The 21,158-nt window shown below is 61.5% G+C and carries 20 protein-coding genes; 12 read left to right on the forward strand and 8 right to left on the reverse strand.

The window, feature by feature from the left end:
- Nucleotides 1-188: 188 nt before the first annotated feature.
- Nucleotides 189-1,055, reverse strand: coding sequence for a branched-chain amino acid aminotransferase (locus tag AC5E6N_RS15435; RefSeq protein ID WP_491748639.1), 867 nt, complete (start codon nt 1,053-1,055; stop codon nt 189-191).
- 155 nt (nt 1,056-1,210) lie between these two features.
- On the opposite strand from AC5E6N_RS15435, the gene AC5E6N_RS15440 reads away from it, so the two are divergent.
- Nucleotides 1,211-1,873 carry a haloacid dehalogenase type II gene (locus AC5E6N_RS15440; RefSeq protein WP_491748640.1) on the forward strand — a complete coding sequence of 221 codons (663 nt, stop codon included), beginning with the start codon at nt 1,211-1,213 and terminating at the stop codon, nt 1,871-1,873.
- Between the two features lie 85 nt (nt 1,874-1,958).
- Here the strand turns inward: AC5E6N_RS15440 and AC5E6N_RS15445 are convergent, their stop codons facing one another.
- Nucleotides 1,959-2,855 (reverse strand): LysR family transcriptional regulator, encoded by an 897-nt coding sequence (locus tag AC5E6N_RS15445; protein ID WP_491748641.1) that lies wholly within the window; start codon nt 2,853-2,855, stop codon nt 1,959-1,961.
- A gap of 142 nt (nt 2,856-2,997) precedes the next feature.
- On the opposite strand from AC5E6N_RS15445, the gene AC5E6N_RS15450 reads away from it, so the two are divergent.
- From AC5E6N_RS15450 to AC5E6N_RS15460, 3 genes are all read left to right on the forward strand, one after another.
- Complete coding sequence (locus tag AC5E6N_RS15450) at nt 2,998-3,396, forward strand: RidA family protein (protein ID WP_491748642.1); 399 nt, start codon at nt 2,998-3,000, stop codon at nt 3,394-3,396.
- Nucleotides 3,397-3,563: 167 nt separating this feature from the next.
- Entirely contained in the window at nt 3,564-4,712 is a 1,149-nt protein-coding gene (locus AC5E6N_RS15455; protein WP_491748643.1) for an NADH:flavin oxidoreductase/NADH oxidase, read from the forward strand.
- Nucleotides 4,713-4,940: 228 nt separating this feature from the next.
- Nucleotides 4,941-5,894, forward strand: a complete 954-nt coding sequence (locus tag AC5E6N_RS15460) for an ABC transporter substrate-binding protein (protein WP_491748644.1) — start codon at nt 4,941-4,943, stop codon at nt 5,892-5,894.
- A gap of 157 nt (nt 5,895-6,051) precedes the next feature.
- Here AC5E6N_RS15460 and AC5E6N_RS15465 read toward each other — a convergent pair whose 3' ends face one another.
- Nucleotides 6,052-6,183, reverse strand: a complete 132-nt coding sequence (locus AC5E6N_RS15465; RefSeq protein WP_491748645.1) for a sugar-binding domain-containing protein — start codon at nt 6,181-6,183, stop codon at nt 6,052-6,054.
- 105 nt (nt 6,184-6,288) lie between these two features.
- On the opposite strand from AC5E6N_RS15465, the gene AC5E6N_RS15470 reads away from it, so the two are divergent.
- Together AC5E6N_RS15470 and AC5E6N_RS15475 are read left to right on the forward strand one after the other, a co-directional pair.
- Nucleotides 6,289-6,507: a hypothetical protein gene (locus AC5E6N_RS15470; protein WP_491748658.1), complete on the forward strand. Its 219-nt coding sequence runs from the start codon at nt 6,289-6,291 to the stop codon at nt 6,505-6,507.
- Nucleotides 6,508-6,584: 77 nt separating this feature from the next.
- Nucleotides 6,585-7,268, forward strand: a complete 684-nt coding sequence (locus AC5E6N_RS15475) for a L,D-transpeptidase (protein ID WP_491748646.1) — start codon at nt 6,585-6,587, stop codon at nt 7,266-7,268.
- Here AC5E6N_RS15475 and AC5E6N_RS15480 read toward each other — a convergent pair.
- Entirely contained in the window at nt 7,265-8,866 is a 1,602-nt protein-coding gene (locus AC5E6N_RS15480) for a helicase HerA-like C-terminal domain-containing protein (protein ID WP_491748647.1), read from the reverse strand. The two genes, AC5E6N_RS15475 and AC5E6N_RS15480, sit on opposite strands and share 4 nt — an antisense overlap.
- Before the next feature lie 174 nt (nt 8,867-9,040).
- Between AC5E6N_RS15480 and AC5E6N_RS15485 the strand changes: the two genes are divergently transcribed.
- Both AC5E6N_RS15485 and AC5E6N_RS15490 read left to right on the forward strand, forming a co-directional pair.
- A complete protein-coding gene (locus AC5E6N_RS15485) occupies nt 9,041-9,421 on the forward strand; it encodes a VOC family protein (RefSeq protein ID WP_491748648.1) in 381 nt (126 codons plus the stop codon).
- A 92-nt stretch (nt 9,422-9,513) separates the two neighbouring features.
- Nucleotides 9,514-10,887, forward strand: a complete 1,374-nt coding sequence (locus tag AC5E6N_RS15490) for a TIGR03808 family TAT-translocated repetitive protein (protein ID WP_491748649.1) — start codon at nt 9,514-9,516, stop codon at nt 10,885-10,887.
- Between the two features lie 126 nt (nt 10,888-11,013).
- Here the strand turns inward: AC5E6N_RS15490 and AC5E6N_RS15495 are convergent, their stop codons facing one another.
- Complete coding sequence (locus AC5E6N_RS15495) at nt 11,014-12,018, reverse strand: asparaginase (protein WP_491748650.1); 1,005 nt, start codon at nt 12,016-12,018, stop codon at nt 11,014-11,016.
- Nucleotides 12,019-12,201: 183 nt separating this feature from the next.
- On the opposite strand from AC5E6N_RS15495, the gene AC5E6N_RS15500 reads away from it, so the two are divergent.
- A complete protein-coding gene (locus tag AC5E6N_RS15500) occupies nt 12,202-12,966 on the forward strand; it encodes a hypothetical protein (protein ID WP_491748651.1) in 765 nt (254 codons plus the stop codon).
- 45 nt (nt 12,967-13,011) lie between these two features.
- Here the strand turns inward: AC5E6N_RS15500 and galE are convergent, their stop codons facing one another.
- The 3 genes from galE to AC5E6N_RS15515 all read right to left on the reverse strand — a co-directional run bounded on the left by galE (nt 13,012) and on the right by AC5E6N_RS15515 (nt 16,809).
- Nucleotides 13,012-14,004, reverse strand: coding sequence for a UDP-glucose 4-epimerase GalE (gene galE / locus AC5E6N_RS15505; RefSeq protein ID WP_491748652.1), 993 nt, complete (start codon nt 14,002-14,004; stop codon nt 13,012-13,014).
- A gap of 82 nt (nt 14,005-14,086) precedes the next feature.
- The gene (locus tag AC5E6N_RS15510; protein ID WP_491748653.1) at nt 14,087-15,253 is read right to left on the reverse strand and encodes an acetyl-CoA acetyltransferase; all 1,167 of its coding nucleotides are present in this window, start codon (nt 15,251-15,253) and stop codon (nt 14,087-14,089) included.
- Between the two features lie 191 nt (nt 15,254-15,444).
- Nucleotides 15,445-16,809 (reverse strand): aldehyde dehydrogenase family protein, encoded by a 1,365-nt coding sequence (locus AC5E6N_RS15515; RefSeq protein ID WP_491748654.1) that lies wholly within the window; start codon nt 16,807-16,809, stop codon nt 15,445-15,447.
- 243 nt (nt 16,810-17,052) lie between these two features.
- On the opposite strand from AC5E6N_RS15515, the gene betC reads away from it, so the two are divergent.
- From betC to AC5E6N_RS15530, 3 genes are all read left to right on the forward strand, one after another.
- A complete protein-coding gene (gene betC / locus AC5E6N_RS15520; RefSeq protein WP_491748655.1) occupies nt 17,053-18,579 on the forward strand; it encodes a choline-sulfatase in 1,527 nt (508 codons plus the stop codon).
- Nucleotides 18,580-18,588: 9 nt separating this feature from the next.
- A complete protein-coding gene (gene betB / locus AC5E6N_RS15525) occupies nt 18,589-20,052 on the forward strand; it encodes a betaine-aldehyde dehydrogenase (RefSeq protein ID WP_491748656.1) in 1,464 nt (487 codons plus the stop codon).
- Nucleotides 20,053-20,070: 18 nt separating this feature from the next.
- Nucleotides 20,071-21,158, forward strand: a 1,088-nt coding sequence (locus tag AC5E6N_RS15530) for a GMC family oxidoreductase N-terminal domain-containing protein (protein ID WP_491748657.1), incomplete at its 3' end; no start/stop codon positions are given.

Here is a 21,158-nt window from a genome sequence, read left to right on the forward strand (position 1 = left end):
CCACCACAAGCGCGAGCCAACGCAGTCAGAGGACAAAATCGCCCGGCCCATTCAATGTTATTTTCCAATGGCCTCTTCCTCTCAAGGGCCGCTTGCCCGATGCTCTGCATCGCGCCGCGCGACGCGCCTTGCCGACTGGACCGATTTTCCACCATCAAATGCTTCAAACTAAGTCAGACACGCTCTAATCACGAATGGGCCCAGTCCCAGTAGAGGCCGCGCGCTTTCCTTGCGACAGGGCCGGCCTGCAGTTCGCGGTCTTCGATCCTGATGATCGGAACCACCTTCGAGTGGTTGCCGGTCGAGAAGATTTCATCGGCATCCATGAAGTCCGATACATCGAGCCTGCTTTCGACGACCTCGTGTCCGGCGTCCCGCAGCAGGCCGATGATGCGCTGGCGGGTGATGCCGGCGAGGAATGTTCCGTTCGGTGCCGGCGTGAACACGACGCCGTCCTTGACCAGGAAAACATTGGAGGTTCCGGTTTCGGCGACGTTTCCGAGCATGTCGAGGACAAGCGCGTTGTCGAAACCGCGCGACTTCGCCTCCAGGATCGCCCGGCCGTTATTGGGATAAAGGCAGCCGCTCTTGGCGTCCGTCGGCATTGTCTCGTGGGACGGACGCCGAAACGGCGAAACGGAGACTGAAAAGCCGTTGGACGGGATCATCGGCGCTTCGTAAAGGCACAGGCAGAAGCGCGTCGATTCGGGATCCGCGGGAACCGACATGTAGCCGCCGTGCTCGGCCCAGTACATCGGCCGGATGTAAACCGCCGTCTCGCCGTCGAACTTTTTCAGCCCGTCCCGCGCGAGGCCGACGATCTCCGGCGCACTCATCGTGGCCTTCAGCCCCAGCGCCTTGGCGGACGTGTTGACCCGTTCGCTGTGAAGATCGAGGTCGGGCGCCACGTTTTCGAACCATCTGGCGCCGTCGAAGACAGAGGTTCCGAGCCACATGGCATGCGAGCGAGGCCCGACGAGCGGGACATTGCCCTCGTGCCAGTCTCCGTCGACAAAGGTCCAAGTGATTGATTGAGCGCTCGAAACAACTGTCATGGACCATTCCTCCGTTACATCGGCCAGTTGCGACCCACTCAAATTCATCGCGGCGTTAAGGTCAATACGTCAAAGCCGCGGATCGGCCATGACCCGCTCTTGACGAAACGCATCGGCGGGAACATGCTGCAGCGCAAAATGAAAGGACAGGGACAATGGCTTCCGGCAACGGTTTTGCTGCTTATGTTTTCGATGCTTACGGCACTTTGTTCGATGTGCATGCGGCGGTTCGCCGCCATGCCGCGGACGTCGGCCCAAACGGCCAGTTGCTGTCGGAAATCTGGCGTGCCAAGCAGCTTGAGTATTCCTGGGTGCGGGCGCTGATGGGCGCCTATTGCGACTTCTGGAAACTGACCGAACAGGCGCTGGACTTCGCTATCGAGGCCGTGCCGGACATCGACCCGAAACATCGCGACACGCTGCTCGAGGCCTATTGGAAACTTGATTGTTACGAAGAGGTCCCAACGGTTCTCAAGGCCTTGAAGGACCAGGGCGCCAAACTCGCGATCCTGTCCAACGGCTCGCCCGCCATGCTCGAATCGGCCGTCCGCAACGCGGCGCTCGATTCCATACTGGACGATGTCTTCTCCGTCGATGAACTGAGCACCTTCAAGACCACACCGGCGGTTTACGAGATGGTGACCACGGCCTACCGGCTTTACCCCGACGCCGTATCGTTCCAGTCCTCCAACCGGTGGGACATCGCAGGCGCCAGGAAGTTCGGCTTCCGGACCGTGTGGATCAACAGGGCGTCCAATCCCGACGAATACCGGGACTATTCGCCCGACGTCGTGCTGCCAAGCCTGCAGCAGCTTTGAGGCCCGGGCGTCAGCCAAGTTTTGTCCCAGGTTCTGCAGACCTGTCCGAGGCGCGGATCGCTTCCGGGTGGGAAGCCGCGCCGCGTCAGGCGCGCTGGGGATCAAAGACCGCCCTGATGATCCCGATAACATGACGGATCGCAGGGTCCCGGGTCTGGCGTGTGTGCCATGCCATATGCACCGGGAACCCCTCGACGCCGATCGGCGGCTCGAAGCTCACGAGTTCGGGGTGCGCATGCAGATCAAAACCGTGCCGGGGCACCATCGCGACATGATCGGTCTGCGCAAGGAGCGGCAGGACAAGCTGGAACGAGGGCACGACAACGCCCACATGGCGGGTGCGGTCCATGGCGGCAAGCTGTGCATCGAGCGGCGACTGGGCCTCGCCCCGGCCCGACATGACGATGTGCGGCCAGTCAAGCCAGGTATCGAGGTTGAAGTGCCCGGCCGCAGGGTGGCCCCTTCGCATGGCCACGATATAGCTCTCCTGCAGCAGCGTTATCCGCTCCAGCCCGTCAATGTCTCCGGGGAACACCGAAATCACGATATCGGTGTCGCCGTTGAGCAAATCCCCGGCGGCGGCATCGGTCCCGTTCCACGGCTCGAAGACGATCGTGACGCCCGGGGCCGTCTCCTGAAGGGCCGCGACCAGCGGGCCGGCGACCATGAAAGACGGATCGTCGGCGGTGGTGATGCGGATGGTCTGCTCCAGATCCGTCAGCGCCACGGCGGGCGGGTCGACAAGATCGTGCACGCCGGCGAGGAGCGACTTCAGTGGCCCCCGCAATGCCTCCGCCCGCGGCGTCAGGCGCATGTGACCATGCTTCCTTTCCAGCAATTGATCGTCAAACAGATCACGGCATCGCTGGAGTGCGTTCGACACGGCCGGCTGGGAACGGTTCAGACGTCGGGCGGCGCGGCTTACATGCGCCTCCTCGAGCAGCGCGTCAAGCACCACGAGCAGGTTGAGATCGATCGTCATTAAATTCATGAGACTTATAATACACTATAATAATTATCTGTTGGAATTATTATTCTCGCGGTTCCAAATTGTCCCCGAAGCAGCCCGGTCGAAAGACCGGCATCGCGGATATGAAGCCCAAATCACAGACAGGAACAAAGCCATGTCCAATCGCAAAGCAGTTTTCCCGGCCGGACGGCAAGCGCTCTACGAAACCCATCAATATTCAGCCGCCATCCGCTCCGGTGATCTTCTTTTCGTCTCCGGTCAGGTGGGCAGCCGCGAGGACGGCTCGCCGGAACCGGACTTTGAAAAACAGGTGCAGCTTGCCTTCGACAATCTCACCGGGGTTCTGGAGGCCGCCGGCTGCACGTTCGACGATGTCGTCGACGTGACAACCTTCCACACCGACCCGCCCAAACAGATGGAAACGGTTGTCGCCGTGCGCTCCAGGGCGATCGGGGAAAAGCCCTATCCGAACTGGACCGTCGTCGGCGTGACATGGCTCTCGGGCTTCGACTTCGAAATCAAGGTCATTGCGCGCATTCCGACCGCCGAATGACTGTGACGACAAGGAATGCGTCGGGCCGCGGCGTCATGTCCTGCACGTGGGACAGTGCCGAAAATGTGTTGCAACCGTGATGTCGCGGCGGCGCGTTTCGGTTAAAAGTCTCATCCGAAACAACCACCATTTTCCCCTTTCCGGAATTCTTCAGGGTCAAAACACGATTGTCTGCTCTTTTCTCGCCGTTCCAGCTTCGACGTGTAACGTTCAAAAATCGTGTCGCCGTGTCGCCGATGAGCCAGTACCGCGCAAGCGGCGGTCATGCCAATGATTGGCATATGGTTCATCTCGGCCGCTTCGCGATGGGCGGGGCCGGTCTGGTCTATGCGGAGGCGACAGCGGTCGAAGCCGATGGCCGCAGGACGGCCGGCGACCTCGGATTGTGGGATGACGCGCAGGTCGGCGGTCTCAAGCCGATCGCCGAGTTCATAAGCCGCGAGGGTTCGGTCCCCGGGATCCAGTTGAGCCATGCCGGCCGCAAGGCCTCGGAGAGACGGCCCTGGCATGGCGAAACACCCATCGATGGCGAGGATGTCGCAAAACGCGGCGAGACGCCCTGGAGCGCCATCGCACCATCTGCAATCCCCTATGCCGACGGCTGGCCGACACCTGACGAAATGTCCGAGGAGGATATTCAAAGGGTGATCCGGTCATTCGGCGAAGCGGCACGGCGCGCCTTCGAAGCGGGCTTCAAAATCATTGAAATCTACGCCGCACACGGGTTCCTGATCCACCAGTTTCTGTCGCCGATCTCGAACACGCGGACCGACCGATGGGGCGGCACCGATGCCAACAGACGGCGTTTTGCCCTGGAAGTGGCGAAATCCATTCGCGCCGGCTGGCCGGAGGCCTATCCGCTTGCCTTCCGCCTGTCTTCGACCGACTGGCTGGACGGCGGGCTGGAGGTGGACGACGTGGTGGGCACGGCACGGGCGTTAAAAGCAGAAGGTGTCGACATCATCGATTGTTCTTCGGGCGGCATCGGCGGCCGGGAGCGGCCCCGCAGAATGAAGATCGAGCAGGGTTTTCAGGTGCCGTTCGCGGAGCAGATCCGGCGCGATGCGGGGATCGCCACGATGGCGGTCGGTTTCCTGTGGGATGCGGAGCGCTGCGACGCAATCGTAAAGAACGGTCAGGCCGACATGATAGCGCTGGCCCGCGAAATGCTCGCCTATCCCAACTGGCCCCTGCACGCGGCATCCATGCTGGGTGTCGACGACGATCAGGCCATGTGGCCGGTCGAAGCGGGATGGTGGCTGATGAAGCGCGACAGGCTGCTGCGGAAACTCGGTCTTCGACAGCCGGCCGGATAAACCGCTTGCCAGAGACGACCGGGGCGGTCGCCCTGCCCGTTCCGTGGTGCCTTTGCCGGATCATATCCACTGTTCGTGACAAGGTCGGCGCACCGGTTTTGGTGAAGTGCCGGAACTTGAGCTAGTATGTCCGGTCAGACGAGCGACATTCTTGTGCCCGTGTCCGGATCGCCGCGGCGACCGGAACACATCTGAACGGAGGAGTTCGAAATGCAAGCAGACACACCAATGGCAAACAGAATACTGACGCTTGGCTGCGCCGCCGTCATGTCGGCCTGCGGTTCCATGGCGCTGGCTGCGGATGTGGTGATCGGCGTTCCGAACTGGCCATCCGTTCAGGCGACGGCCCATGTGCTCAAGATCGCCCTTGAAAACAAACTCGATCTTGAGGTCGAGCTTCAAAACGGTTCGAACACGGCCGTATTCGAAGCCATCGATGCGGGCACGATGCATGTGCATCCGGAAGCCTGGCTGCCGAACCTCGATCACCTCAAGCGCGAATATGTCGACGGAAAGAAAACCATAAAGCTCAAACCGAGCGGCGCCACCGGCACACAGGCCATGTGCGTTACGAAGGGAACCGCGGAAAGGACCGGGATCAGGGATCTGAAGCAACTGCGCGAGCCCGAAATGGCCAGGAAATTCGATACCGACGGTGACGGCAAGGGAGACATCTGGATCGGCGCGGACGGATGGGGATCGACACCGATCGAGCAGATACGGGCCAAATCCTATGGCTACGACAAGACCATGACGCTGAAGATCATGGAGGAGGACGTCGCTTTGAGCGAGGTCGACAAGGCGGTCAAGGAAAACAGGAACATCGTCTTCTACTGCTACACACCCCATTACATGTTTGTCGTCAACGACCTCGTCGTTCTCAATGAACCGGCCCATGACGCCACGCAATGGATCATCGTCCAGCCCTCGCCGACACCGGGTTGGTTCGAGAAATCGAGCGCGGGTGTGGCTTGGAATACGGCGGATCTGAATATCGGCTACGCCGCCTCGTTGGAGGCCGATCAGCCGGAGGTCGCGGCCATGCTGAACAATGTCCTGCTCGACACCGACACGCTGTCCGCGATGACCTATGCGCTTTCGGTTGAACAACAGGACCCGTCGGAATTCGCCAAGAAATGGGTTGAGGACAACGCGGACACGGTCGACAGCTGGTTTCAGTAGCCGATCGCGCCGCATCCGAAACTCATTGGCGTGATGACATTGCTGGATGAAATTCGCCGGCGGCCTTGTCGCCGGAGCGGACGGACCCATCGTGCGGAGCATTTTTCAAACGGTTGCCGGCCGGATAATGCGGAGCGCCCTTTCGTTTCGCCGATTTTCAACCGTTCAAAATGCCTTCGGCGGTGGCGGCGTCTGAAACGAGCTCGGAAATCAGACCCGTCTTCAGAACCGATCTGATCGCCGGTATTTTCGCCTTTCCGAATGCGACGGCCGTATTCCGCGTACCCATGAGCCGGACCCGGAGGCACACGCCATCCTTCGCGACAAGCTGGCAGCCTGGCAGTTGCTCGACAAGGAACCGGTCGACCTCGCGCTCAAAGGCCTGGCCGAACCCATGTGGCAGGCGCCGGGCGGGCTGCCACGATCATCACCGTTTGAACAGGAAACAGCGCAATGGACAATCTGTGGCGAGACGATGAAGCGGACCGCGCGTGCGGTCGTCGCGGCGGAGCGCTATGGAAGATTTCAGCCGATTGCGGAAAGCGACCTCTTCAATATGGAATACTGGTCGCTTGAGCAGGCGGAACTTGCGAAAGCGGGAAACGCGGCGTAACGCGTACAATCGAACCGGTCCTGTCACAAAGCCGCGAGAATCAGCTATGAATCGGCCGTTGTTGCGGGATTGCGGGATTGGCAGGGATTATCGACGGCACACGGACCGGCAGGCTGACACGGCGCGGTTTTCTTCTCGGAAGCTGCGGGGTCGTTGCCGGCTGTATCGATCGTCAGTCGCCGGAAGGTTTTGCCATACAGACCGCACCGTCGCGCCAGCTCAGTTACCCGATCGAGCCCTATGATGTGATGTATGCGGGTTTGAACGAAAACGGCTTTCACATACCGCGTGTCCCCTACAAGCAGCTTGATCCCGATGACCTTCGCCAGATCGTTCACGATCCGACCGTCGATCCTGTCGGCACCGTTGTCATCGATCCCGAAGGCCACCACCTTTATCTGATTCTGCAAGACCGCAAGGCCGTGCGCTACGGGATCGCGCTCGGCCCCGGTTTTACCGGCGGTGCGCGAACGCTGAGGGTCGGCTCAAGGGAGGCGTGGCCGGTGTTTTACGCCTCCGGCGAAAAGAAGGTTGACGGAAAGCCCGCCAAAGACCAGCCGCCCGGCCCGAAGAACCCCTATGGCGCGCGTGCGCTCTACCTTACCGATAGCGGTGGTGCTGCCGGCCTTCTCATTCACGGCGGGTCCGACTGGCGCGAAATCGGCAAGACCGCGTCGACGGGCAGTATCGCCATGCTCAATCAGGACGTCATGGACCTCGACCGGCGCACCAAGCCAGGCGCTCAGGTCATCATTCTCTAAAGCCCCTTCTTGAGGCTCCCCAATATGCCGCGTACAAGCGCACGGCCAAGCGTGCTCGCAACGGAGCGCGCGGCGGACTTCATGGCCGCCTCGGCGACCGACTGCCGGCGTGACGTTGAGCGGCGCCGGCGGCGCGACTTGCGCCTCCGCGAGGAGCGCTTGCGCCCGCGCTCATCATAATCGTCGTCATCATCGTCGTCGCTGAAGCCGGGCAAGGTCCAGCGGCGGCTTTCCTGAAGGTCCTCTTCGTCTTCCTCCTCCCGCTGACGGCGCTCCTCCTCAGCCCTGGCGGCATCATCGGCGCGCTTTTTGAGGATTTCGAAAGCGGAATCGCGATCCAGATCCTCATCGTAAAAGCCGGCCACCGGGCTGTGGCTCATCGCGCTGCGGCGCTCACCATCCGTCAAGGGGCCAAGGCGCGAGGATGGCGGGCGAATGAGCGTGCGCTGAACGACCGTCGGAACACCCTTCGATTCGAGCGTCGAGACAAGCGCCTCGCCGACGCCGAGCTGCGTGATCGCCTCGAAGCAGTCGAATTCGGGATTGGGCCTGAAGGTCTCGGCCGCCGTCTTGACGGCCTTCTGTTCCCGCGGCGTATAGGCGCGCAGGGCGTGCTGAATGCGGTTGCCGAGCTGCGAGAGAACGCTCTCCGGCACATCGAGAGGGTTCTGGGTGACAAAGTAGACGCCGACGCCCTTTGAGCGGATCAGCCGGACGACCTGCTCGACCCGCTCGATCAGGATTTTCGGCGCCTCGTCGAAAAGCAGATGCGCCTCGTCGAAGAAGAAGACCAGGCGCGGCTTGTCCGGATCGCCCACTTCGGGCAGTTCCTCGAACAGTTCCGACAGCAGCCAGAGCAGGAAGGTGCCGTAGAGGCGCGGGTTCATCATCAGCTTGTCGGCGGCCAGAACGCTGATCGCCCCACGGCCGTCGGGCGTGGTGCGCATCATGTCGCTGATCTTGAGCGCCGGCTCGCCGAAGAACTGTTCGGCGCCCTGTTGTTCCAGCACCAGCAGGTCCCGCTGGATCGCGCCGATGGATTGTTTGGAGATGTTCCCGTAGATGCCGGTCAGTTCCTTGCTGTGCTCGGCCATGTAATTGAGCATGGCCTGCAGGTCTTTCATGTCGAGCAGCGCCAGGCCGTTTTCATCGGCGATCTTGAAGGCGATGTTGAGCACGCCCTCCTGGGCATCCGTCATATCCATCAACCGGGCGAGCAGAAGCGGGCCCATCTCCGTCAGCGTGGTGCGGACGCGGTGGCCCTTGTCGCCGAAGAGATCCCAGAAGATCACCGGAAACTCCTGGAATTCATAGGGGTCGAGACCGATCATGTTGGCGCGCTTTTCCAGGAAATCCTTGTATTCGCCAATCGCCGCGATACCGGATAGGTCGCCCTTCACATCGGCGCAGAACACCGGCACGCCGGCAATCGAAAAACCTTCCGCCAGGATCTGCAGGGTCACCGTCTTGCCGGTGCCCGTCGCGCCGGTGATCAGACCGTGCCTGTTGGCAAAGCCAAGATCGAGATATTCACCCTGATTGATGGAGTCGTCGGGCTTGCGGCTGGTTCCCAGATAGAGTTTGCCGTCCTGAAGCATTGGTGACCTGTCCCCTGATTTCGACCTGTCATTTATAGGGATGCCGCAGCCGCCGGACAATTGCCGAAGTGATGTGATAACCTGTTATTTCAGAGGATATACAAGGCTATCCGCAGCAACAGCAGTATTACCATAATATTGTCAGAACTGAATTGAGCGGATGAAGGGATCGACATGGAAAAGGTACTGGGCATTGGCGGCGTGTTTTTCCGCGCAAAAGATCCCGCCTCCCTGGCGCGCTGGTATGAGGAGCACCTCGGGATAAATCCGGTTCCCGACAGCTATGAGGCGCGTTGCTGGCAGCAGGACGCCGGGATGACCGTTTTTGCGCCGTTCGATCAGGGTACGGAATATTTCGGGCGGGCGGAACAGCAATGGATGATCAATTTCAGGGTCCGTGACCTCGATGCGATGGTCGCGCAGCTTGAGGCCACCGGGATCGGTGTGGAGGTCAATGCCGAGACCTTTCCGAACGGCCGGTTTGCGCGAACGCACGATCCGGAGGGCAATCCCATCGAGCTTTGGGAACCGTCCGAACCGAATGAGGAGGCCTGACGCCCATCGGGCCTGCCCGCCGTCCATGTTCTGTTTACCCGACACCGTTACGCTGTGGCTGAAATCGGGCTTTACAGGACCAGGATGGCGTCATGACATTCACGACACGCCGCTCATTGCTGATTGGCGCAGGTTCCGTCCTCGCCGGCGGCGCCCTGCCGGCCGCCGCACAGACACAGGACATGCGCCTTGCGGAGCTGCGCGGCTCCCTCGATGCGGTCGACCTCGGCATGCGGCCCGGCGCAGGCGACGACCAGAGCCGGGAACTCAGCGACATCCTCAACCGTGCGTCGGCGGAACGCAAGCCCGTGTTCCTGCCGCCCGGGGCCTATGCCGTCTCCAACATCAACCTTCCGGAATTCGTTCACCTTTCCGGCGTGCCCGGCGCAACGCGGCTCGTCTACGGCGGCGCGGGCCATTTCATGATGGCGGACAATGCCGAAAGCATCAGGCTGAGCGGCATGACGATCGACGGCGCCAACAGATGGCTCGACGATTATGCGCAAGCGACCGTGCAGGTGAGCCGGACCGGCAGCGTCTTCATCGACGACTGCGATATCGCAGGCAGCCGGAAGCACGCCGTCATGTTCGAGGCCTGCGGCGGGTCCGTGACGCGTTCGCGGATCTCGGGCGCGGCGCTCGCGGCGATCTACAGCGTCGAGAGCCTGGGCCTGCGCGTTGCCGACAACGAGATTTTGGACTGCGCCAATGGCGGTATCCTGATCCATCGCTGGAAGCCGGCTTACGACGGCAGCCTGATCACCGGCAACCGCATTGCCCGGATCGCTTCCCAGGCCGGCGGCACCGGGCAAAACGGCAACGGCATCAATGTCTATCGCGCCGACAATGTGCTGATTGCCAACAACACGCTGACCGGCTGCGCATTTTCGGCCATCCGTTCGAACAGCGGCACGGACGTGCAGATCATCGGCAACCAGTGTCACGACAGCGGCGAGACGGCGATCTATTCGGAGTTCTCGTTTCAGGGCGCCGTGGTGGCCAGCAATCTGATCGACGGTGCGGCCAACGGCATCTCCATCGCCAATTTCAACGAGGGCGGACGGCTGGCGACGGTGAGCGGCAACGTTATCCGCAACCTGTCGACGGAAGGTCCCTATGATCCCGACGGTTTCGGCTTTGGATGGGGCATCGGCGTTGAAGCCGATACGGCGGTGACCGGCAACGTGATCGACGAAGCGCCGCGCGCCGGTATCCTGATGGGCTGGGGCCCCTATCTTCGCGGCGTCGCCGCGACCGGAAACGTCATCCGAAACAGCGCGCTCGGCGTCGCCGTTTCCGTTGTCGACGGCGTCCAGGGTGTACTGATCAGCAACAATATCTTCCAGAACACCCTGCGCGGCGCCGTCGTCGGCCATCGCTGGAGCGAGCGGGTCACCGGCGATCTGACGCAGGACGGCGCGGAGCAATTCGACCAGTTGACCGTCAGTGGCAATGCTGTAGTCTAAACCGGGCCCACATTTGGTAACCTTGTGCAGGGTCGGGACGCAAAGGCCCTTACGACGTGAATCGAGGTTAGTAAATCTATCAACCTGTTTAAAGATATATTCTTTTACGATTCACGGAATGCATATTCAAGACAGGGCATCCGTCACGGCGATGGTGCCGACCTCGATGCGGTTCCAGTTCTTCAAGGTGCGGTTGGCCTGCGACAAGAGCGTCTCGCGCACGGACCCATCGACATCAAGAAACCGTGCCACCAGCGCCGTCACCATCGCATCCACCGCCCGCTTGGCGCCGTCCTCGCATTTCACCGCGATGGATATGCCTTCCTGCGGCAGGACCGCGCAGAAGACGCCCTCGGCGCCGGTTTTTGCAAAAATGCGGCCCGGCACGGTCTCCATGAGACGGGTGCAGGTTCGCCTGGTTCCGGCCACATAGTAAGGCTGTGCCATACACGCGTCGATCAGCCTTCGCGCCGCCCTGGCCCGAACGGACTCAAGACCGGTGCCCGCGTTCATCTTCGCAAACCCGGCGGCAAGCGAGGTCAACGGGATGGCGTAGGTCGGTATCGAGCAACCGTCCGTGCCGCAATTGTCGACGCCGAAATGCTCGCCCGTCAGATCGGCCATGATCTCGCGGAGCATTCCCTGAAGCGGGTGGTCATAGTTGATGTATCCTTTCGGATCGATCCCGAGATGGCACACCGCGCAGATAAAGCCTGCGTGTTTTCCCGAGCAGTTGTTGTGCAACTGGCTGGGCTCGCCGCCGGATCTGGCAAGATCGATCATCGCATCCTGGCTCATCGGCCAGTGACATCCGCACTCCAGCGCCCCCTCGTCCTTGCCGGCGGCCTTGAGCATGTCGGCCGCAAGCTCGGCATGCCTGGGCTCGCCGGAATGGGAGGCGCAGGCAAGGGCAAGCTCGCGATCCCCGAAACCGAGCGCGTCGGCGGCACCGCTTTCAACCAGAGCCAGCGCCTGCATGGCTTTGACCGCAGAGCGCGGAAACACCGGCTGATCGACGGTTCCGATCGAAAAGAGCACCGCGCCATCGGCAGCGACAACGACCGCGGAACCCCGGTGCCTGCTTTCGACACGCCCGCCCCTGGTGACTTCAACAACAATGGGATTGGTCATGAATTCGCCTCAAACTCTCACTCCATTTTCCATAGCGGGTGTCGGCTTTGCTGACAATCGCGGCAGGATGGGGCGGGTGCATTGCCGAAAAACGACCGACCGTGGATGGCTCGAAGCATCGGTGGACAACGGCCTCTGATTAAAGTGTAGTGACAATTGCCAATCCAACCCGGAGGAATACGCATGTACAGACTGACCGCTCTCTTTGGTGCTGTATTGCTTTCATTGAGCTCCGGCCTCGCGGCCGCACAGCAAACCGGCCAAGCGGTGCCCGCGGCGCCGAATATCTCTTACGAATATGTGCAGCAGGCCAGTTCGATGACGTTCGACGGGACGACGCTGACCCTGCAGGGTGTTGCGCCCTCCACCATCTTCTTCAGCGACCGGCCCTACCGGCTGACGGGACAGATGTCGACGGGCCAGTTCGCGGAACTGTGGAACTCGCCGGACGCAACCTTTTCCACCAATCCGCCGAATGCGGCTGTCTCATTCCTCGGCAATATCACGGATGCACCGGCCATTATCGAGTTGACCAGTGCGACAATGGACGGGGTTGAACTCAAATACGGGGTGAAGATCCTGTCGGGCAAGCTGCCGGAGGCTGCGGACAATGTGGCGCTTTTTGTCGATCACGGACCGAGGGCCGTCTCCGGTCATCCCGTCGGCTACTACCCCTATCATCCGATACCCGGCCCTTACTGCTATCACGCGCCACAGGCGCCGGAATGCCATTACCGCCCCTATCACCCATATTACCCGCCATATCCCTATCACCCGTACTACTATCCGGGCGCGGCCTTTGCGGCGGGCGCAGCGGTGGGTGCTGCCGCGGCAAATGCCAACCAGCAGCCGACATATATCTACCCGATCCCGTCAGGTCCGATCCCGGCGCACTGCTATATCAACAGCGCGCATACGCGGATGATCTGTTCGGTTCCAATCAACTAGCAAATTCTGTTTGTCTTTGGTGAGGGCCCGCCCGGCGGGCCCTTTTCATGTGTGGTTGCAGCGATCCAGCGCGGCTTCCCAGTTGAGCGCATGGCCGACAATTTTCTCCAGATCGTCATATTGCGGCGTCCAGTCGAGCCGCTGCTTGATGAGATCGGAATTGGCAACGATGCTCACCGCATCGCCCGGACGACGCCCGGCCAGCCTGACATCAAAATCGCTGCCGCTCACCTGTTTGACCATCTCAATGACCTCAAGCACGGACCGGCCCCGTCCGTAGCCGCAATTGGCGACCAGATTTTCTCCGGACGAGCGCAGATGCTCAAGCGCCAGATAGTGCGCCTCGACAAGGTCTGTGACGTGGATATAGTCGCGGATGCAGGTGCCGTCCGGCGTTTCGTAATCGGTGCCGAACACCTCCATGAAGGGGCGCTTGTTCAACGCTGCCTGCGTCGCCACTTTGATGAGATGAGTGGCATTCGGGGTCGACTGACCGCTCCTGCCATGCGGATCGGCCCCTGCGACGTTGAAGTAACGCAGACACGCGTAGCTGAGCGGATGCGCAGCCGCCGCATCGCGCAACATGATTTCGGTCATCAGCTTGGATGTGCCATAGGGCGACTCCGGGCTGACCGGCGCGTCTTCAGCGACAGGCGCCATCCCGTCGGGCGTTCCGTAAACGGCGGCGGTCGAGGAAAAGATGAAATGCGGCACACCGGCTTTGACGCAGGCTTCGATCAGGGCGCGCGATTTGACCGTGTTGTTGAGATAGTAGCCGAGCGGATCGGATACGGATTCAGGAACGACGATCGAGCCGGCGAAATGAAACACCGACTGGATTTTGTGGCGCTCAAGCAGCGGGCCGATGAACTCCGGATCGCCAATATCGCCGATATTCAAATTGGCCTCCGGCGGCACTGCCCAGTCGAAACCGGTCGAAAGGCGGTCGGCCACGACAACCTTCTCTCCGGCATCGAGCAGCCGCCAGACCATATGGCTGCCGATATAGCCGGCGCCGCCGGTTACGAGAACAGTCATCCATTCACTCCGCTGTCCGTGCCCCGAATCAACGCGCCTTGGTTAGCACAGGGGTCCGGCAGCGGCGAGAGGCTTCTCCAGCCTAGCGCACCCGTTCCATGATGGAGACGTAATTGGCGACGGCGGCGCCGCCCATGTTGAAGATGCCGCCCAAAGTCGCGCCGTCGATCTGGATGTCCCCGGCCTCGCCGCACAACTGCATGGCGGTCAGCGCGTGCATCGACACGCCGGTTGCGCCGATCGGATGGCCCTTGGCCTTCAGACCGCCGGACGGATTGACCGGCAGGCGACCGTCCCTGGCCGTCTCGCCCGACATGGCAACGGCACCGCCCTCACCGCGCCTGGCGAGGCCCATCGCCTCATATTCGATCAGTTCGGCGATGGTGAAACAGTCATGCGTTTCGACGAAGGACAGATCGTTCAGCGTCACACCGGCGCTTTTGAAGGCGCGTTTCCAGCCCTCTTCGCAGCCTTCGAAAAGCAGGATGTCGCGCTTCGACATGGGCAGGAAATCCTGCACATGTTCGGCTGCCCGGAACATCACGGCGCGCGGCGCATGCATGGCCGTTTCGAGATCGCTCAGCACGATCGCCGCCGCGCCATCGGAGACGAGCGAGCAGTCCGTGCGCTTCAATGGTCCGGCGACAAAGGGGTTTTTCTCGCTTTCGTTGCGGCAGAACTCATAACCGAGGTCCTTGCGCATCTGCGCATAGGGATTGCTGACGCCGTTCCTGTGATTCTTCGCCGCCAGCATCGCCAGCGCGTCGGACTGGTCTCCGTGGCGCTGGAAATAGGCGTGCGCGATCTTGCCGAAAACCCCGGCAAAGCCAGCCGGAATATCGCCGTCCTCCGGCAGATAGGACGCTCTTTTGAGGTTCTCCCCGATTTCGGGGCCCGGCGTCGTGGTCATCTGCTCGACGCCGACCACCAGAACGTTGCGCGCCTTGCCAGCCTTGATGGCATTCATGCCCTGATGGATCGCCGCCGATCCGGTGGCGCAGGCATTCTCAACCCGGGTCGCCGGCTTGAAGCGGAGACGATCATCGGCCTGGAGAACGAGGCTTGCGGTGAAATCCTGCTTGCTGAAGCCGGCATTGAAATGGCCCAGAACGATCTCATCGACGTCCTGCGGCTCCAGGCCCGCATGGTCCATCGCCTGCGAGGCAACGCCGACGATCAGGCTCTCGACCGTCTCGTCTTCATGTTTGCCGAATTTCGAATGGGCCCAACCGGTAATACATGCCGTCATAATCATCGCCTCCACCTTTTGCGCGGGGCCTCCCACAGCTTCGCATCAGTGCCGGTCATGCGCAGCACGTACTGGTGCGACCGGCGTGTTGACTGCTGCTCAGTCAACAATATTGTTCAAGGCTTAACAATTTCAAGGGATGCGCGCAACCGGTTTATTGCGGCGCACAGTTCATTGTGCGCCGCCAAAAATCAATAGCCGCTGATTGCCTTTACCTCGAGGAAGTCCTCCAGACCCCAGCGTCCGCCTTCGCGGCCGTTGCCGGACTGCTTGTAGCCGCCGAAGGGGCTGCCTGCGGGGCGTTGGGCGCCGTTGATCTGAACCATGCCCGCGCGCAAGCGCTTCGCCACGCGCCGGGCCTTGGCCTGATCCTGCGTCTGGACATAGGCGGCAAGCCCGTAAGGCGTGTCGTTGGCAATGGCGATGGCTTCCTCCTCGCTGTCGAAGGGGATCATCGCCAGAACCGGCCCGAATACCTCTTCGCGAGCAATGGTCATGTCGTTGGTCACGTCCGCGAAGACCGTCGGCCGGACGAAATATCCGCGATTGAGCCCGTCGGGGCGGCCGGGACCGCCGGCAACAACCCGGGCGCCCTCGTCGATCGCCTTGTTGATGAGGCCCTGCACTTTTTCAAACTGTGCTTCGCTGACAAGCGGCCCGATGTGGCGGCCCTCGCGCTGCGGGTCGCCGACCTCCACCTTGCCGGCATATTCTCCGGCGAGCGCGACCGCATCGTCGTAAACGGATCGCTGTACGAGCATGCGTGTCGGCGCGTTGCAGGACTGGCCGGTATTGCCCATGCAGCCGAACACACCCTGCTTGATGGCGATGTCGAGATCGGCATCGTCAAAAACGATGTTGGGGGATTTTCCACCGAGTTCGAGCGTGACGCGTTTGACGGTTTCGGCCGCCGCCCGCGACACGGCTTCGCCGACCACCGTTCCCTCGCCGTTGACGAGGTTGAAAACCCCTTTGGGGAAACCGGCCTCGTCGACCATCTCGGCAAAGACCATCGCCGAAAGCGGTGCGATCTCACTTGGTTTCAAAACGCATGTGCAACCGACCGCAAGCGCCGGAACGACCTTCAGGGCGATCTGGTTCACCGGCCAGTTCCACGGCGTGATCAGGCCGCACACACCGATCGGCTCGTGAACGATATGTTCGCCCTCGCCGTTGAAATCCTCTTCGAAATGATACTGCGACAACGCGTCAAGGAAGCCTTCGACATGGAAAGGTCCGGACCCGGCCTGGGCGCCGCGGGCAAGCGTGATCGGCGCGCCCATTTCCGCCGAGACGGCCTGCGCCATCTCTTCGTTGCGCGCATGCATGATGTCCAGAAGCTTCCCGATCAGCGCCTTTCGCTCGTCAAGGCTGGTCTTGCTGTATGTTTCGAACGCCGCCTGTGCCGCCGCGACGGCGCGATCAACGTCTGCCCCGGAGCCGAGCGATATGACCGCACAGGGTTCCTCGGTCGCCGGATTGATCACCTCGCACTCTTTGGGAGCCGCCGGGGCAACCCATTCTCCATCGATATAGAAATCCGTCTTCTTCAGCATGAATGCCTCCCGCGCTTGCAACATATCGGTGCACATGGATTAACCGGTTCGCCGCCAAAATCAATCGAACAAACGCCAATCGTTTTTGCTGAGACCGAACTATTTTCATGCCGGCGGCTGAAGTCGGGCGCATTGGCGAAAGAACGAGACCTGTTTCAGTTTTTTATTGAACAGCCGACCAATAAAAAATAGGATGACGGCAGAGACAAACCGTGGCCTTCGGCCCGTGCGGAGAACATCGCGATGCGCGACAGGCCCAACATCCTCATCATCATGGTCGATCAGCTGAACGGCACGCTGTTTCCTGACGGGCCGGCCGAGTGGCTTCACGCGCCCAATCTCAAGGCGCTGGCCGGGCAATCGGCGCGTTTCGCCAACAACTATACGGCCTCCCCTCTGTGCGCGCCGGGGCGGGCGTCCTTCATGTCGGGCCAGTTGCCGAGCCGGACGCGCGTTTACGACAACGCCGCCGAATTCGCCTCGGATGTACCGACCTTCGCCCATCACCTGCGCAAAGCCGGTTACTACACCTGCCTTTCAGGAAAGATGCACTTCGTCGGCCCGGATCAGTTGCACGGTTTCGAGGATCGCCTGACGACGGATATCTATCCGGCCGATTTTGGCTGGACGCCGGATTACCGCAAACCGGGCGAGCGGATCGACTGGTGGTATCACAATCTCGGCTCGGTCACCGGCGCCGGTGTCGCCGAAATCACCAATCAGATGGAATATGACGACGAGGTGGCGTTTCACGGCGTGCAGAAGCTCTATCAGCTTGCCCGTTCGGCCGATGACGAGGAAGCCCGCCCCTGGTGCCTGACCGTGTCCTTCACCCATCCGCACGACCCTTATGTAGCGCGGAAAAAATACTGGGACCTTTACGAGGACTGCCCGCATCTGGAGCCCGACGTCGCGCCCATCGCGTTCGAGGATCAGGACCCGCATTCGCAGCGCATCTATCTCGCAAACGACTATCGCAGCTTCGATATCACGAGCGAGCATGTCCGCCGGGCGCGGCGCGGCTATTTCGCCAATATCTCCTATCTCGACGACAAGGTCGGAGAACTGATCGACGTGCTCGAGACGACGCGCATGCGCGACGACACGGTGATCCTGTTCTGCTCCGACCACGGCGACATGCTCGGCGAGCGCGGCCTGTGGTTCAAGATGAGCTTCCTTGAAGGATCGGCACGCGTGCCGCTGATGATCAGCGGACCGGGGATCGACGCCTCGCGCATCGACGCGCCGGTTTCCAACCTCGACATTACGCCGACGCTCGCAGACCTTGCCGGCGCCGATCTGGAAGGTGTCGCTCCCTGGACCGACGGCGAGAGCCTTCTGCCGCTTGTTTCCGGCGCCGAGCGCATGTCTCCGGTCCTCATGGAATATGCGGCGGAGGGCTCCTATGCGCCGCTCGTCTGCATCCGGGACGGACAGTACAAATTTGTCCATTGCGAACTCGATCCGCCGCTGCTCTTCGATCTTGCAGCCGATCCGCAGGAACGCGCCAATCTGGCAGGCGGTCCTGATTACAAAGCCGTCCTGGACCGGCTGACAAAAGCCGTGCGCGCGCGATGGGATATGGATCGTTTCGATGCGGACGTGCGCGAAAGCCAGGCGCGGCGGTGGGTGGTCTACGAGGCGCTGCGCAACGGCGCCTACTACCCGTGGGACTACCACCCGCTGCAAAGGGCATCCGAGCGGTACATGCGCAACCACATGGACCTCAACGATCTGGAAGAAAAACAGCGCTACCCGCGCGGCGAATAGGAACCGGCCATGAAGGCACAACCCGAAGCATCACATTTCATCGACGGCGCCTTTGTCGAAGACACCGGCGGCGCGGTCATCGATTGCATCTATCCGGCGACGGGCGAGACAATCGCGCGGCTGCATTCGGCGACACCGGCGATCATCGAACAGGCCGTCTCGTCGGCCGTGGAAGGCCAGAAGGTCTGGGCGGCCATGACCGGGACGGAACGCGGCCGGGTTCTGCGCCGTGCCGCCGATATCATTCGCGAGCGCAACCATTCGCTCTCCGAACTCGAAACCTACGACACCGGCAAACCGCTGCAGGAGACGCTTGTCGCGGATGCAACCTCGGGCGCCGACGCGCTTGAATATTTCGGCGGGCTGGCGGCGGCGATCAATGGCGAATATATCGATCTCGGCGGCGATTTCGTCTATACGCGGCGCGAGCCGCTGGGCCTTTGCGTCGGCATCGGCGCATGGAACTACCCGACACAGATCGCCTGCTGGAAGGGCGCGCCGGCGCTGGCCTGCGGCAATGCCATGATCTTCAAGCCATCGGAGACCACGCCCCTCTGCGCGCTGGAAGTCGCCAGCATCCTGCATGAGGCCGGCCTGCCGGCCGGTGTCTACAATGTGGTTCAGGGCTACGGCGATGTCGGCGCGGCGCTGACCACGCATCCGCTGGTCGACAAGGTCTCGCTGACCGGATCCGTGCCCACCGGCCAGAAGGTCATGGAAGCGGCCGCGGCCGGCATTCGCCACGTCACCATGGAACTCGGCGGCAAATCACCGCTGATTGTCTTTGACGATGCCGATGTGGAGGATGCGGTCGGCGGCGCCCTGCTGGGTAATTTCTATTCCAGCGGCCAGGTCTGCTCGAACGGCACGAGGGTCTTCGTGCAGGAAGACATGATGAGCGCGTTCACGGAGCGCCTTATCGCACGCACCGAGGCCATCAGGATCGGCGATCCGCAGGACGAGGCAACCCAGATGGGGCCGCTCGTCAGCGCCGCGCAGCGCGACAAGGTCATGGAGTATATCGGGATCGGCCAGGCCGAGGGCGCCAATCTCGCCTCAGGCGGCGGGCAGTTGCAGCTTCAGGGCATGGAAAACGGCTTCTTTGTCGAGCCGACCATCTTCACCGGCGTCAGCGACGATATGCGCATCGCCCGCGAGGAAATCTTCGGGCCGGTGATGAGCGTTCTGACCTTCAAGGACGAGGATGAGGTCATCGCCCGCGCCAATGACACGGAATTTGGCCTTTCCGCTGGCGTCTTTACCCGGGATCTGTCGCGCGCGCACCGCGTGATCGCCCGGCTCAAGGCGGGAAGCTGCTGGATCAACACCTACAATCTTGCGCCGGTCGAAGCGCCCTTCGGCGGTTACAAGAAATCCGGCGTCGGGCGCGAGAACTCACGCGCGGCCATCGAATATTACAGTCAGATCAAGAGCGTCTACGTGGCGACCGGCCCCGTCGACAGCCCCTATTAGCGACAGCGGACAGGTAAAATGCAGGCGGATTTCATCATCATCGGTTCCGGCTCCGCCGGTTCTGCCATGGCGAACCGGTTGTCTGAGGATCCGAAAAATTCGGTGATCGTCATCGAATATGGCGGCAGCGATGTCGGGCCCTTCATCCAGATGCCGGCGGCCCTGTCCTACCCGATGAATATGGGCATTTACGACTGGGGCTACCGGACCGAGCCGGAGCCGCATCTGGGCGGCCGCGTGCTTGCGGCGCCGCGCGGCAAGGTGATCGGCGGCTCGTCGTCGATCAACGGCATGGTCTATGTGCGCGGCCATGCGGAGGATTTCGACACATGGCAGGAGGAAGGCGCCGACGGCTGGTCCTATGCCGATGTCCTGCCCTATTTCCAGAGGATGGAGAGCGCGCACGGCGGCCAGAACGGCTGGCGTGGCCATTCAGGTCCGCTCCATGTCAAACGCGGCAGGCGCAACAACCCGCTCTTCCAGGCATTTATAGAGGCCGGCGCCCAGGCCGGCTTCGAATTGACCGAAGATTACAATGGCGAGAAGCAGGAAGGCTTCGGCCCGATGGAGCAGACCATCTACCGCGGCAAGCGGTGGTCCGCGGCAAACGCCTATCTGAAACCGGCGCTGAAACGCCCGAATCTTCGCCTGATCAAGGGGCTGGCGCTGCGCGTCGTCATTGAAAACGGCCGGGCGAGCGGTGTCGAGATACGGCGCAACGGCAAGCCCGAGATCATCCGTGCCGACCGCGAGGTGATCATTGCCGCATCGGCGTTCAATTCGCCGAAACTGCTGATGCTCTCCGGCATCGGTCCGGCGGAACACCTGAAGGAACACGGCATCGAGGTCGTCGCCGATCGGCCAGGCGTCGGACAGAATCTGCAGGACCACCTCGAGCTTTATGTCCAGCAGGAATGCACCCAGCCGATCACGCTCTATTCCAAGATGAACCTCATATCCAAAGGGCTCATCGGCGCCGAATGGCTGTTCTTCAAGTCCGGCATCGGGGCGACCAACCATTTCGAGGCCGCGGCGTTCCTGCGCTCGCGGCCGGGGGTACGATATCCCGATATTCAGTATCATTTTCTGCCGGTGGCGATCCGCTA

It is taken from the genome of Hoeflea sp., from assembly GCF_984452065.1.